At 64.3% G+C, this 14,157-nt stretch carries 13 protein-coding genes; 3 read left to right on the top strand and 10 right to left on the bottom strand.

Going from position 1 to position 14,157, the window contains the following annotated elements:
- Window positions 1-621: an ABC-type transport auxiliary lipoprotein family protein gene (locus M529_RS41380; protein WP_021319110.1), complete on the top strand. Its 621-nt coding sequence runs from the start codon at window positions 1-3 to the stop codon at window positions 619-621.
- A 57-nt stretch (window positions 622-678) separates the two neighbouring features.
- On the opposite strand, the gene pepN is transcribed toward M529_RS41380, so the two are convergent.
- The 7 genes from pepN to M529_RS41345 all read right to left on the bottom strand — a co-directional run bounded on the left by pepN (window position 679) and on the right by M529_RS41345 (window position 9,162).
- Window positions 679-3,279 (bottom strand): aminopeptidase N, encoded by a 2,601-nt coding sequence (gene pepN, locus M529_RS41375; RefSeq protein WP_021319109.1) that lies wholly within the window; start codon window positions 3,277-3,279, stop codon window positions 679-681.
- Between the two features lie 76 nt (window positions 3,280-3,355).
- Window positions 3,356-4,294, bottom strand: coding sequence for a ParB/RepB/Spo0J family partition protein (locus M529_RS41370; RefSeq protein WP_021319108.1), 939 nt, complete (start codon window positions 4,292-4,294; stop codon window positions 3,356-3,358).
- A complete protein-coding gene (locus tag M529_RS41365; RefSeq protein WP_021319107.1) occupies window positions 4,291-5,073 on the bottom strand; it encodes a ParA family protein in 783 nt (260 codons plus the stop codon). Before M529_RS41365 ends, M529_RS41370 begins: the two co-directional genes overlap by 4 nt.
- The gene (rsmG, locus tag M529_RS41360) at window positions 5,070-5,711 is read right to left on the bottom strand and encodes a 16S rRNA (guanine(527)-N(7))-methyltransferase RsmG (RefSeq protein WP_021319106.1); all 642 of its coding nucleotides are present in this window, start codon (window positions 5,709-5,711) and stop codon (window positions 5,070-5,072) included. Before rsmG ends, M529_RS41365 begins: the two co-directional genes overlap by 4 nt.
- Window positions 5,708-7,558, bottom strand: coding sequence for a tRNA uridine-5-carboxymethylaminomethyl(34) synthesis enzyme MnmG (gene mnmG, locus M529_RS41355; RefSeq protein ID WP_021319105.1), 1,851 nt, complete (start codon window positions 7,556-7,558; stop codon window positions 5,708-5,710). The genes rsmG and mnmG overlap by 4 nt, the downstream gene beginning before the upstream one ends.
- Before the next feature lie 61 nt (window positions 7,559-7,619).
- The gene (gene mnmE / locus M529_RS41350; protein ID WP_021319104.1) at window positions 7,620-8,903 is read right to left on the bottom strand and encodes a tRNA uridine-5-carboxymethylaminomethyl(34) synthesis GTPase MnmE; all 1,284 of its coding nucleotides are present in this window, start codon (window positions 8,901-8,903) and stop codon (window positions 7,620-7,622) included.
- Window positions 8,904-8,907: 4 nt separating this feature from the next.
- On the bottom strand, window positions 8,908-9,162 hold the full coding sequence (locus M529_RS41345) for a DUF6489 family protein (RefSeq protein WP_021319103.1): 255 nt from the start codon (window positions 9,160-9,162) through the stop codon (window positions 8,908-8,910).
- A 158-nt stretch (window positions 9,163-9,320) separates the two neighbouring features.
- Here M529_RS41345 and M529_RS41340 point away from each other — a divergent pair, with 158 nt between their 5' ends.
- Both M529_RS41340 and M529_RS41335 read left to right on the top strand, forming a co-directional pair.
- A complete protein-coding gene (locus M529_RS41340) occupies window positions 9,321-10,022 on the top strand; it encodes a dienelactone hydrolase family protein (RefSeq protein ID WP_031295231.1) in 702 nt (233 codons plus the stop codon).
- Between the two features lie 23 nt (window positions 10,023-10,045).
- Entirely contained in the window at window positions 10,046-10,996 is a 951-nt protein-coding gene (locus M529_RS41335) for a quinone oxidoreductase family protein (RefSeq protein ID WP_031295229.1), read from the top strand.
- 52 nt (window positions 10,997-11,048) lie between these two features.
- On the opposite strand, the gene M529_RS41330 is transcribed toward M529_RS41335, so the two are convergent.
- The 3 genes from M529_RS41330 to rho all read right to left on the bottom strand — a co-directional run bounded on the left by M529_RS41330 (window position 11,049) and on the right by rho (window position 14,010).
- Window positions 11,049-11,843, bottom strand: a complete 795-nt coding sequence (locus tag M529_RS41330; protein ID WP_161626367.1) for a class I SAM-dependent methyltransferase — start codon at window positions 11,841-11,843, stop codon at window positions 11,049-11,051.
- Between the two features lie 165 nt (window positions 11,844-12,008).
- Window positions 12,009-12,731, bottom strand: coding sequence for a YjbE family putative metal transport protein (locus tag M529_RS41325; protein ID WP_021319099.1), 723 nt, complete (start codon window positions 12,729-12,731; stop codon window positions 12,009-12,011).
- A gap of 22 nt (window positions 12,732-12,753) precedes the next feature.
- Entirely contained in the window at window positions 12,754-14,010 is a 1,257-nt protein-coding gene (rho, locus tag M529_RS41320) for a transcription termination factor Rho (RefSeq protein WP_021319098.1), read from the bottom strand.
- Window positions 14,011-14,157 lie beyond the last annotated feature (147 nt).

The following is a 14,157-nucleotide window of genomic DNA, read 5'->3' as shown; positions in this document are numbered from 1 at the left end:
ATGATGTTCCACAAAAAACCCTATGCACCGGGCTCCGTGTTCCTGCTCGCGACGGCCTTCGCGCTCGCCGGCTGCGTCTCGATCGGGGGGAAGCCGCCGCAGCAGCTGCTGACGCTCGATCCTGCGCAGAAGGTTCAGGCCGGTACGCCGCGTGCCGCCGCCACGGGGCCAGGCCTCATCATCCTCGATCCGGAAGCGCCCCGGGTGATCGACACGATCCGCGTGGCGGTCCAGACGACGCCGACGTCCGCCGCCTATGTGACGAAGGTGCAGTGGGCCGAAACCCCTCGCCACCTGTTCCAGCGCCTGCTGGCGGAAACGGTCTCCGCGACCAGCAACCGCATGGTACTCGATCCCGGCCAGTCCGGGGATGAGCGCACGCAACGCCTTACCGGGGAACTGATCTCCTTCGGGCTCGACGCGCGCACCAACAGCGCGGTCGTGACCTATGAGGCGGTGCTCACCAATATCACCGGCACCGTGGTCGCCCGGCAGCGCTTTACCGCCACCCAGCCCGTGGGCGGCAAGATCGAGGCGAACACCATCGGCGCCCCCCTGAACGCGGCAGCCAACAAGGTCGCGGCCGACGTGGCCGCCTGGCTGGGGATCGCGGGCGGCTGATCCTCGCGATGCGCGGCGCTCCTGCGAAGGCAGGGCGCGCCGCCGCCCTGCATCGCCTTACTCCAGGCTTTTGCTTGCCTGCTCGGTCACGTCCTTCGACAGGCCGGGCTCGGCAAGGATATGCTGCAGTTCCGCCCGCATCATCGCTCCGCGCATGTCGTCGAAGCGCCGCCAGCGCCCCAGCGGCGGAACCAGCCGGGCCGCCGTCTGCGGGTTGAGTTTGTCGAGCGCGATGATGCAGTCCGCCACCAGCCGATATCCCTTGCCCGACTTGTGGTGAAACGCCCACTGATTGCCCGCGAAGGCACCATAGAGCGAGCGCACGCGGTTGGGATTGGTCATGGTGAAGTCCCGGTGCCGCCCCAGTTCCTCGACCAGATCCACCGTTTCGGGATAGAAGGCGAAGGCCTGGGTCTGGAACCATTTGTCGAGCGTAAGCGCATCATCCCGATAGCGATTGTAGAAGATGTCGAGCGCCGCTTCCCGTTCAGCGCTGGTGCCGTTGGCGAGGGTCGCCAGCGCCGCCTGCCGCTCGGTCATGTTGTCGGCCTCGTCGAACTGCGCATAGGCGACCGCCGGGCCGTCCACCACCCCTGAGGCGACGAGGTAGTGCAGTGCCGTGTTGCGCAGCTTGCGCGCGCCCTTTGCCGTCGAGGACAGGGAGAAACCGTTAGCCTTTGTCTTCGCATGAATGTCGCGCCACAGCGGCTCCAGCTCGGCGCCGATGCGCTGCTGCAGCCCATCGCGCGCGGCGTGGATGGCATCGGGATCGACCACGCGCATCTGGTCGCCCAGATAGGCCTCGCTCGGCAGGCGGATCGTCTCCGCGATGAAGGCCGGGTCGAGCGCCGGATCGGTCACGGTATGGCGAACTGCCGCGATCACCGCAGCCTCGTCGACCGCATGCCCGCCGATCTTGCCGATCAGTACGTTGACCATCAGCTGCTGCATCGCCTCGTAGCGGGCGAAGGGATCGTCGTCATGCGCCGACAGGAATGCCAGGTCGGCCTGATCATGGTTGGTTTCGACGATGACCGGGGCGGAGAAGCCGCGGTTGATCGACAGCACCGGCGCATCGGTGAAACCCTTGAAGGAAAAGCGCTCACTCGCCTCCGTCAGCATCAGCAATTCGTCGCCATGGTGGGTTCCGCTCGCCCGATCGAACAGGGCGACGCGCAGCGGGATCGCCATCGGCTGCTTGTCAGGCTGGCCCGGCGTGGCGGGAACCGCCTGCTCCAGCGCCAGCTCCGCGATGCCCGTGGCGGGATCGTGCGACAGTGACGCACGCACGCGCGGCGTGCCCGCCTGTTCGTACCAGAGGCGGAACTGGCCGAGGTCGATCTCCCCGCCCTCCTCCATGGCCTGCACGAAATCCTCGCAGGTCGCCGCCTGCCCGTCATGCCGCTCGAAATAGAGGTCTGTGCCTTTGCGGAAGCGTTCCGGGCCCAGCATCAGCGCCATCATGCGAATGACTTCCGCACCTTTGTTGTAGATGGTCGCGGTATAGAAGTTACTGATTTCCATATAGGATTCCGGTCGAATCGGATGCGCGAGCGGCCCCGAATCCTCCTGGAACTGCGCTGCGCGCAGGATGCGGACATCTTCGATCCGCTTGACCGCATGACTCCCCATGTCTGCCGAAAAGCTCTGGTCGCGGAAGACGGTGAAGCCTTCCTTGAGGCTCAGCTGGAACCAGTCGCGGCAGGTGACGCGGTTACCCGACCAGTTGTGGAAATATTCATGCGCCACCACACCCTCGACACCGTCATAGTCGATGTCGGTCGCCGTTTCCGGATCGGCGAGAATATAACGCGAATTGAATATATTGAGCCCCTTGTTCTCCATCGCGCCAAAGTTGAAGTCGGCCACGGCGACGATGTTGAACACGTCCAGATCATATTCGCGTCCATAGACCCGTTCGTCCCAGGCCATGCTGTTCTTGAGCGCCTGCATGGCGTGGGCGGTACGCGGCAGATCGGCTTCCTTGACCCATATGCCGAGCTTTACCTCGCGCCCGCTCATCGTCACGAAGCGATCAGCATTGCAGGCCAGATCGCCTGCCACCAGCGCGAAGAGATAGCAGGGCTTGGGAAACGGATCGTTCCAGCGCGCCCAGTGCCGCCCGTCCGGCAGGTCGCCCTGGTCGACCGGATCGCCATTCGCAAGGAGTATGGGGTAGCGCGCCTTGTCCGCAGCCATCCGCACCGAATAGCGCGACAGGACATCGGGCCGGTCGGGGAAGAAGGTGATGCGACGGAATCCCTCCGCCTCGCACTGGGTGCAGAGCAGCCCGCCGCTGGCATAAAGCCCCATCAGCTTGCTGTTCCCCTCGGGCGCGATCTCCACCAGCGTCTCGATGCTGTGGCTTTCGCCCGTAAGCGGGATGAGCAGCGCCCCCGCTTCCATCGACCATTGGCCGGTGTCGAGCAGCTGCCCGTCGACCTTCACCTCAAGCGGCACCAGCCTGTCGCCATCGAGCCGCAGCGGCCTGTCATGATCGCCGTTGCGCCGCACCGCCAGCATCCCCCTTATCCGGGTCGCCGCCGGGTCGAGATCGAAGTCGAGGGTGATATCGGGTACCAACCAATCGGGCGGACGATAGTCGGAACGGCGGATGATCGCAGGGGCTGCGGCGGCGGTGGATTGCATATCGGCCATGCGGCCAAGCTAGGCATTCAGGAGGAAAAAGGCCAGTGCCGCGCACGCATTTGCGCGCCTTGGCCGGAGCCCTGATCTAAATCCGTTCCCCGGACAGGCGCTGGCACAGCATGTCGAGCTGGTCCAGATTGGCGTAGCGCAGCGACAGCGCGCCGCCGGTCGCGCTGCCTTCATGGGCGATCTCGACCTTCAGCCCCAATATGTCCGCCAGATGCTGCTCCAGGGCAGCGATGTCCGGGTCCTTTTCGCCCGCCCCTGCTGCCGATTGCCGACTGGCGGGTGCCGCATCTTCACCTTTGCGGGCACGTCGCACCAGCGCCTCGGTCTCGCGGACCGAGAGACCCTTATGCTGCACTTGCTGTGCCAGCTGCTCGCAGTCGGGCACGCCGATCAGGGCGCGGGCATGGCCCATGGAAATGCCCTTCGTCATCACTGCCTGCTGCACCGATTTCGGTAGTTCCAGCAGCCGCATCAGATTGGCGATATGGCTGCGCGACTTGCCGACGATCCGGCCCAGCGCTTCCTGGCTGTGGTGGAATTCGGCGATCAGCTTGCGATAGGCCTCCGCCTCCTCGATGGGATTGAGGTCCTCGCGCTGGATATTCTCGACCAGCGCGATCTCGAGCGTCTCCTGCTCGTCGAAGTCGCGAACCAGCGCTGGAATACGATGCAGTTGCGCCCGCTGCGCCGCACGCCAGCGCCGCTCGCCCGCGACGATCTGGAAGCCGGCGCCGTCCGGCCGCACGATGATCGGCTGGATCACGCCCCGCTTGGCGATGCTTTCCGCCAGCTCCTGCAAGGCGCCTTCATCGAAATGGCGGCGCGGCTGCTCGGGATGAGGGTGGATCAGCGCCACTTCGATGTTCTGCACCGCCTTGCCGTTGGGGGCAGCGGGCGTCCCCGCCTCCGCGACGGGTTCCTCGCGCTGGACATCCCCCAGCAGCGCCGACAATCCCCGGCCCAGCCCGTGCGGCCGCTTGGTGACCTTCGCCTTTTCTCCCGCCTCGGTGCTCAAGCCGCCGCCTCCTGGCGAGGCAGGCGTGCAATCAATTCACGTGAAAGGCTCATATAGGCTTCGGACCCCGAACAGCGAAAATCATAGATCAGCGCCGGAACGCCGTGGCTGGGCGCTTCGGACAGGCGGACATTGCGTGGAATGACAGTGGTGAAGACGAGGTCGCCCAGCACGGCGCGAACATCGTCCGCCACTTGGTCCGTCAGCCGGTTCCGCTTGTCGTACATGGTCAGCGCCACCCCCAGGATTGACAGGCCCGTATTGAACCGGCTGCGAATCCGCTCGACCGTCTGGAGCAATTGCGACAGACCCTCGAGCGCAAAGAATTCGCACTGCAATGGCACCAGCAGCGACTGCGCCGCGACCATCGCATTGATCGTCAGCAGACCCAGCGACGGCGGGCAGTCGATCAGGCAGACGTCCCATCGTGCTGGGGGCGCCTCATCCAATACGCGGTTAAGCCGATGGGTCCGTTGCTCATAGTCGATCAACTCGATCTCGGCGCCCGACAGATCCTGCGTTGCCGGTACGATGTCCAACTTGGGCACGCGCGTGGGGATGACCGCATCCTCCAGTGCGCAATTGCCGACCAGCAGATCATAGCTGGAATGCACACGGTCGGACTGGCCGATGCCCAGCCCGGTCGAAGCGTTACCCTGCGGGTCGAGATCCACCAGCAGAACGCGAAGCCCCGTGGCCGCCAGACCGGTGGCGAGGTTGATCGCGGTTGTGGTCTTGCCGACGCCTCCCTTCTGGTTGGCGATAGCGATGGTGATCATGCCCTTGCCCTCCTGGTGACCGGTTCAACCCCGCGCGCCACGATGATGGCGCTTTCGACATCGGTCACGCTGCGTTCCACGTGAAACGCACCTTGCCATGCCGGACGCGCGGTCTCCAGCTCAATTTCCGCATTTCGTCCCTTTGGAAGCACCCACAGAGTGTTTTTGTCCCCAATATGGACAGCGGACTCAAGCAGCCGAGGCAAAGGGGCATAGGCACGCGCGCTGATAACAGCGGCAGCCTGAGGCGGCACCACCTCGACCCGCCCGCCAAATACAGACGCATTGCGAAGGTCCAGCTCCCCGATCACCTCCTCCAGAAAGCCGATCCGCTTTCGCCGCGACTCGACCATCAGGACAGAACGTTCGCCAAGGCAGGCAATCACCATACCCGGCAACCCGGCGCCTGATCCCAGGTCCACCCAGCCGCCCTCCCCGGCTTCCTCTGCCAACAGGAGGAGCTGCGCGGAATCGACAATGTGCCGGGCCCATATATGCGCCTTGGTGGATTCGGCGATCAGATTCTGCTCTTCGGCCGCGTGCAACAGCAAGGCGACATAGCGCTCCAGCCGGTCCCATGTTTCACGTGGAACAGAAAATTGCGCCCGGAGCCAGGCCCGCGCCTCATCCTCGGTCATGCCGCCTCGCGCCGGAGATGGACCAGGATCGCCGCCAAGGCTGCCGGCGTGATGCCGCGCACCCGCCCCGCGGCCGCGAGACTGTCGGGGCGCGCTCCCTCCAAGCGCTCAATCATCTCGGCCGAGAGGCCGCCAATGCACCGATAATCAAAAGCGGCGGGAATAGTTACGCGTTCGTTCCGCCGCAGATCGGCAATTTCGGCATCCTGCCTCTCGAGATAGGGCGCGTAATGCGCATCTTCCCAGATCTCGTCCCGCAGATCCTCGGGTGCGTCCCGCAGAGAGGGCGCTAGGTCGAACAGCAGGGCCCGCCCCACTTCGGGAAAACGCGCCCAGTCGAACAGACTGCGCCGTGCTCCGTCCTGCCGCACGGCCGCGCCGACCCGCGCCATCTCGCTCGCTGTCATGCAGCGACGCAGCTCCGCATCGATCAGCCCGCGCCGGTCCTGCCGCGCCGCGTATCGCCTTCGCCGCTCCTCTCCGACGAACCCATGTTCCAACCCGATTGGCACCAGACGCGTCTCCGCATTGTCCGCCCGCAGGCGCAGCCGATACTCCGCCCGTGCCGTGAGCATGCGATAGGGCTCGGTCACGCCCTGGAGCACAAGATCATCGATCATCACGCCGATGTAGCTGCTCGCCCGGTCCAGGATCATCGGCATCTCGTCGCGCGCATGGGCGGCTGCGTTCACCCCCGCCACCAGCCCCTGGGCAGCGGCTTCCTCATAGCCAGTGGTACCGTTGATCTGCCCGGCACAGAAGAGGCCCGGCATGGCCCTCACCGCCAGGGACGAGTCGAGAGCGCGCGGATCGATATGGTCATACTCCACCGCATAGCCGGGAACGACGATCTCCGCCTTGTCCAACCCGTGCATCGACCGGACCATGGCCTGCTGCACATCGGTGGGCAAGGATGTGCTGATCCCGTTGGGATAGACCAGCCGATCGTCGAGGCCTTCCGGCTCCAGGAAAATCTGGTGCCCGTCGCGGTCGCCGAAGCGGAGGATCTTGTCCTCGATGGACGGACAATAGCGGGGGCCCCGCCCCTCGATGGCGCCGCTGAACAGCGGCGACCGGCCCAACCCCTCGCGGATGATCTGGTGCGTCGCCTCGTTCGTCCGGGTAATGGCGCAAGCAAGCTGTGGTAACACGCGCGTTGATGACAGGGGCGACATCGTCCAATTGCGTGAATCGGACGGCTGCTCTTCCAGCGCACCCCAATCGATGGTTCGTCCATCAAGGCGCGGCGGGGTGCCGGTCTTCAGTCGAGCGATCGGCAGGCCCAGATCGCGTAGCTGATGCCCCAATGCCGTGGCAGCCCGTTCGCCGGTGCGTCCGCCTTCATTCCGCTCCTCCCCGCGGAACAGGCGGCCGCCCAGAAAGGTGCCGGTCGCCAGCACCACGGCGCGTCCCGTCAGCGCCGTGCCATCAGCGAGAATCAGTCCGGTGACGCGGCCGTGCTCCGTCGCCAGCGCTACGGCCTCGCCTTCCAACAGCGTCAATCCCGACTGCTGCGCCAGCATTGCCTGGATCGCCCCCTTGTACCGCTTGCGATCGGCCTGAACGCGCGGTCCCTGCACTGCGCTCCCCTTGCTGCTGTTGAGCATCCGGTAGTGGATGGCCGCAGCATCGGCCGCGCGGGCGATCAACCCGTCCAGCGCGTCCACCTCGCGCACCAGATGCCCCTTGCCCAGGCCGCCGATCGCCGGATTGCAGGACATGGCGCCGACGGTGTTTCTGTCGAACGTAAGGAGCGCGACGGCGGCCCCCTTGCGCGCCGCGGCGGCAGCCGCTTCGCAACCGGCATGGCCGCCACCGACCACAATCACATCATAGCTTGTGTGCATGGCAGCGCCTTTACCAGATTCCCCCGGAGAAGGTCAAAAGCGTTCCACGTGGAACAGCCGCCTATTTGCCGATGCAGAATCCGGCGAAAAGGCGGTCGAGCATATCCTCCGTCCCTGCCTGCCCGGTCAGTGTGTCGATGGCGCGGCGCGCCTGTCGCAGATCCTCTGCCAGCATCAACAAATCGGCCTGCCTGCCGGCCTGCCCGAGATACCGGAGGAGCGCGGTCACTCCCTGCCTCTGACGGGCGTGCAGGGCATAATCCCCCTCTCGCGGCAGAAGCGCGGCGGCCTTCTCCAGCAACAGACGAGCCAGCGCGTCCATTCCTTCTCCACTCAGCGCCGACAACTTCAGCCCCGGATGGCCCCGATGATCCATCCGGTCGCTTTGCGCCGCAATCGGCACGGCGTCTTCGCGCGGCAACGCGTCCGGGTCGCCGAGCCAGAGGAGAATATCGGCAGCATCCATCGCCGCGCGCGCGCGGTCCATTCCGATCGCTTCCACCGCATCGCCTGCTTCCGCACGGAGGCCGGCAGTATCCGTGAACAGGAAAGCGACGCCGCCCAGTGCCGCAGGCACCTCGATCCTATCGCGCGTAGTCCCGGCCACATCAGACACGATTGCCGCGTCCCGACCGACCAGCGCATTCAACAGGGTGGACTTTCCAGCATTGGGCGGTCCCGCGAGCACCACCCGGACACCATCCCGCAAGCGCTCTGCCGAAGGGGCGGCGAGCACCTGCGCCACATCTTGGGCCAGCGCCGCGATCCCCTCTCCGATCCGTGCCTCGATCGCCGCGTCGGGCACATCGTCCTCGTCAGAGAAATCCAGCGCCGCCTCCGCCATGGCCGACAGATCCAGCAATCGCAGCCGCCATCCCTCGATCCGTCGGGAAAAATGGCCTTCCGTCATCAACAGCGCCGCGCGCCGCTGTTGCTCCGTCTCGGCCGCCAGCAGGTCTGCCAGTCCCTCGACGGCGTTCAAGTCCATCCGGCCGTTGGCCAGGGCGCGGCGCGTGAACTCACCCGGCTCGGCGCGCCGCAATCCCGCCATTCGTCCGAGCGCCCGCTCCACCGCCGCCACCACCGCGCGCCCGCCATGGCAGTGCAACTCCCCCATGTCCTCGCCGGTGGCCGTCCCGGGGCCGGGCAGCCACAGCAGCAGGGCCCGATCCAACGGTGCGCCGTCAGACGGATCGGATAAAAGCGCCAGGCTCGCCCGGCGTGGTTCTGGCAGCCGGCCCGCCAGCGCGCTCAACGCGGTGGCCGCATCCCCACCGCTGATCCGGATAACCCCGATTCCCGCCGGTGGTGCGCCACTCGACAGGGCAAAGATCGTGTCGGCCACGCGGCTATTTCTTTTCTCCGCTGCCGCCGGGCACGCCGGACAGGCCGATGTCCATCATCTGCTTGAATAGCCGCATTCCCGCATCGCCCAGGGGGGAGAAGCTCTTGAACAGCGTCTCCATCTGCTCGGCGCTCGCGACGCCATCGAAGCTGCTCAACACGCTCTGGATATATTTGTCATGGATCGGCGTGACATCGGGCAGGCCCAGAAAGGCACGGGCTTCGGCCGGCGTGCAATCGACATCCACACTCACCTTCATCTCACGCCCTCCATTCGCCGCCACCCGGGACGGTGCACCCTCATGCCGCAACTTTCCTGCGCAACGCAAATTTTTTGGTACGTCTGGCGGTTGCGTCCAGCGACGCCCGCGTCAATATGCGGCTGAAAGCACGGATTTCTCGAACGGAAAGGATGATCATGGCCGAGTTCTCCCCGATCGCCACATTGGAAGGTGACGCCCGGTTCGACGCTTATGTCGCCGAGCCCGCAGGGCAGGCCAAGGCCGCGATCATCATCATCCAGGAAATCTTTGGCGTGAACGAAGGCATCCGTCGTAAGACCGAAAGCTGGGCGGAGGCCGGCTACCTCGCCCTCGCGCCGGACCTGTTCTGGCGCATTGAGCCGCATATCGAACTCGACCCCGATGTGCCCGATGAGATGAGCAAGGGGCTCAGCCTCTTCCCCCGCTTTGACCAGGATGCCGGGATCCGCGACCTGGAGGCAACCATCAAGGCCGCACGCGCCCGACTGGGAGGGGATGCGAAAGTGGGGCTTGTCGGCTATTGCCTCGGCGGCCGGCTGGCATTCATGGCCGCGTGCCGCACGGATGGGGACGCCTTCGTCGGCTATTATGGCGTCGGTATTGATGGCCTGATCGGTGAGAGCAAGGCGATCGGGAAGCCGACGATGCTGCACATTGCCGGGGCGGATCATTTTGTGTCGGCGGAGGTCCAGCAGAAGATGCATGATGGGCTGGGCCCCAATCGCCATATCACCCTGCATGATTATGAAGGCCTGGACCACGGCTTCGCGACGGAGATGGGCAATCGCCGTGACCCGGCGGGCGCGCAGCTCGCGGATAGTCGTACGGTGGCGTTCTTCGCGGAGCATCTGGACTGATGGCGGACGGCGCTCCCTGGCGCATGGTCGTGCGCACCCATGGCGGGCCGGAAGTGATCGAGCGTGAGGCGTTCGATCCTGGCCTGCCCAAGCAAGGCGAGGTGCTGGTCGAGCAGGACGCGGTCGGCCTCAACTTCATCGATACCTATTATCGCACCGGCCTTTACCCAGCCGATCTTCCGCTCACCTTGGGTTCGGAAAGTGCCGGCTTGGTTGCCGCTGTCGGACCAGGGGTCACGGGCTTCGACGTCGGCGACAAGGTGGGCTGTGCGAGCGGCCTGGGCGCCTATGCCACCCATCGCGTCGTCCCCGCCGACCGTCTCGTCCGTATCCCCGATGGCGTCAGCACCCAGGACGCGGCCGCCATGATGCTGAAGGGGATGACCGCCTGCTATCTGGCGGAGGACACTATCAATCTGGCAGCGGGCCAGACCGCGCTCGTTCACGCGGCCGCCGGGGGCGTCGGATCGGTGCTCGTGCCGTGGCTGCGCGACAAGGGCGTCATCGTGATCGCCCATAGCGGCTCCGCGGAAAAGGCGGCCATGGTGAACGCCGAACACAGCCTGCATGGTCCGTTGGAGCAGCTTGCGGATGCCGTCCGTGACCTCACCAGGGGCATAGGTGTCGATGTCGTCTATGACGGCGTGGGCAAGGACAGCTGGAGCGCGTCACTCGCCAGCCTCAAGCGCCGCGGCCTGATGGTGAGCTATGGCAATGCCTCGGGCGCCGTTCCGCCCATCAGCCTGCTGGATCTCAGCCGCGGCGGCTCGCTCTATGTCACCCGCCCCACCCTGTTCGACTATATCGCCACGGCGGAGGAATTGGCCCGTACCGCAGACCGCCTGTTCGACCGCATGCAGCGCGGCGTGGTGAAGGCAGTGATCGGCCAGCGCTTTGCCTTGGCCGACGCGGCTGACGCCCATCGCGCCCTGGAAGCGCGACGGACCACCGGGTCGACACTCCTCCTCCCTTAAACAGAATCGGGCTCGCGGATCGCCTCTCGAAAAGCGATCCGCATCACCCTTCCTATCTTCCGGCGATCGCCTCGCGACTAACCAGGGGTGTGAATTTGATCTTATCCTTTTCTAGAAGGGTCGGCAGCTTGGTGCAGATCATCACATCCTGAAGAGAGGATCCGATCCCACCGCCCATCCAGCAACCATATTCCACCTTGCTGATCGCCAGGCCGGCATCCCACACGAGCTTTTCGACAAGACTGCGATCAAAGGCGATGAACGCAAGCGGATCGTTCGCATCTCCAACCAAAATCTGCCCCCCTTCCCACCAAGCCTTATTGGCCAGAGGGAAAATGGTTTGCTGATGCTCGATCATGTATCGCGAAAATTCGTTCAGCTCGAAACAGGTCATCAGAAAACGGCCGCCCGGCACCATCATCGATGAAATGAACTTCAGAAGACCTGCAAAGTCGTGCTTCGTGACATGGGTAAAAACGGAAAAGGCGCAGCCATCGGTGAAATAATCCTGATATTGGCTGGAGAGAGCCTCGCGTGTCTTGCCGGCGTTTGTCTCTATGAAATGATCGTAATGATCGTTCTTGTCATTGACCAACTCAAAGGTTGTATTCGTAAGGTTCGGTTTCAGATGTTGATTACAAAAATCGATCACCGGGGGCATAATGTCCATGCCCACGATATTTTTGGGATCTGGCCCATCTTTCTTCAAGGCTGCGAGCACCCGTCCAATACCACAGCCAAAATCCAGGACCTTGGAATTGCCGTTCAGCGGCAGCAGGCGACGCATGACATTGGCCGAGGCATTTCCCACGGTTTCCGGGTCGGATCCTCCCACCCAGTCGTTCATGGGAGTATTGCGCATAGCGTCAAAAATTTGCGCGAAATTCGACATTCCTGACCTTCCGCTCCAGAGAGAGAGACTGCTAACTGCTAGACATGACACTGGCGTTCCACAAGTGTAGACCCGCTCGGTAAGGTGATCGGGTGGCGCCACGAACGGCACCCACCGCTATCAGGAAAACAGGGTGAGGACGCCGACCTGGTGATCGATGATTCCGTCGTAGATCATCTTGATCGCCACATAGACGATGACCGCCAGGCCCAGATAGGCAATCCAGCGGAAGCGCTCGATATATTTGGCGATGATGTTCGCCGCGACACCCATCAGCGCCACCGACAGGATCAGGCCGATGATGAGGATGCCGGGATGGTCGCGCGCGGCGCCGGCGACTGCCAGGACATTGTCCAGGCTCATGCTGACGTCCGCCACCGCTACGGCCCAGGCGGCTCCGGCAAAGCTCTTGGCAGGCCGCAGCCCGGAAACATCGTCGTCGCTGGGGTCGTTGGGCGTTTCCGCACCCCGCTTGGGATGCAGTTCGCGCCACATCTTCCAGCTCACCCAGAGCAGCAGAAGCCCGCCCGCCAGGATCAGCCCGACGATCTGCATCAGTTGCGTCACCACCAATGCGAAGGCGATGCGCAGCACCAGCGCGGCAACGATACCGATCATGATGACCCGTTGCCGCTGAGCGGCCGGCAAGCCCGCGGCCAACGCGCCGACGACGATCGCATTGTCGCCCGCCAGCAGGATGTCGATCATCAGCACCTGACCGAAGGCAGCAAGCGCCGTAGGTGAGGTTATATTACTGAAATCATTGACTATATGCGCCCATATGTCGGCGGGAGAGCCAATCCCCTGGGCGGCGGCGGCGGCAGTGGCGAACAGGTCGAGCATGGCGGCCTAACGAAGCTCCCGCTTACTGGTTCATCGAGTCGAAGAAATCCTCGTTGGTCTTGGAATCCTTCATCTTGTCGAGCAAGAACTCCATCGCGTCGACGGTGCCCATCTGCATGAGGATACGGCGCAGGACCCACATCTTGCTGAGCTTCGCCTTGTCCACCAGCAGCTCCTCCTTGCGGGTGCCGGACTTGCCGACGTCCAGCGCCGGGAAGATGCGCTTGTCCGCCACCTTGCGGTCGAGCACGATCTCGCTGTTGCCGGTGCCCTTGAACTCTTCGAAGATCACTTCGTCCATGCGGCTGCCGGTGTCGATCAGGGCCGTGGCGATGATGGAGAGCGATCCGCCCTCCTCGATGTTGCGCGCCGCGCCGAAGAAGCGCTTGGGTCGCTGCAGCGCGTTGGCGTCCACGCCGCCGGTCAGCACCTTGCCCGACGAGGGAACGACGGTGTTGTAGGCGCGACCGAGGCGCGTGATCGAATCGAGCAGGATGACCACGTCCTTCTTGTGCTCGACCAGACGCTTGGCCTTCTCGATCACCATCTCGGCGACCTGGACGTGGCGGCTGGCCGGCTCGTCGAAGGTAGAAGACACGACCTCGCCCTTCACGCTGCGCTGCATGTCGGTGACTTCCTCGGGCCGCTCGTCGATCAGCAGCACGATCAGGAAGACTTCGGGATGGTTGTCGGTGATCGCCTTGGCGATATTCTGCAGCAGCACGGTCTTGCCGGTGCGCGGCGGCGCGACGATCAGCGCGCGCTGGCCCTTGCCCTGCGGCGACACGATGTCGATGACGCGGGCCGACTTGTCCTTGACCGTCGGGTCGGTCGCGTCGAGCGTCAGCTTCTGGGTCGGATAGAGCGGCGTCAGATTGTCGAAATTGACGCGGTGGCGGACCACGTCGGGATCATCGAAGTTCACCGAGACGAGGCGGGTCAGCGCGAAATAGCGTTCCCCGTCCTTCGGGCCCCGGATCTCACCCTCCACCGTGTCGCCTGTGCGCAGGCCGAATTTCCGTACCTGGTTGGGGGAGACATAGATATCGTCCGGCCCGGCCAGGAAATTCGCTTCGGGGCTGCGAAGGAAGCCGAATCCGTCTGGCAGCACCTCGATCGTGCCCTCGCCCATGATCTGCTCGCCATTCTCGGCCTCAGCCTTGAGGATCGCGAACATCAGGTCCTGCTTGCGCAGCGTGGAAGCGCCCTCGACGCCCAGCTCCTCCGCCATGGTCACGAGTTCGGCGGGCGCTTTTTTCTTGAGGTCCTTGAGATGCATGTCGATGGTCCAGTGGCGAGAGACGAGAAACGAAGGAAGGGAGGTTTGGGAACCCGGGGAAGGAACCGGATCAACCCGCGCCGGACGGGCGGGTGCATAGGTCTGCGTTTAACGATCCGGCCGCGGTCAAGTCAAGGCGGCACGGTG

Origin of the sequence: Sphingobium ummariense RL-3 (assembly GCF_000447205.1) — a bacterium.
In the GTDB taxonomy this organism is placed as follows: domain Bacteria; phylum Pseudomonadota; class Alphaproteobacteria; order Sphingomonadales; family Sphingomonadaceae; genus Sphingobium; species Sphingobium ummariense.
This window is presented reverse-complemented; position numbering and strand designations above follow the sequence as displayed.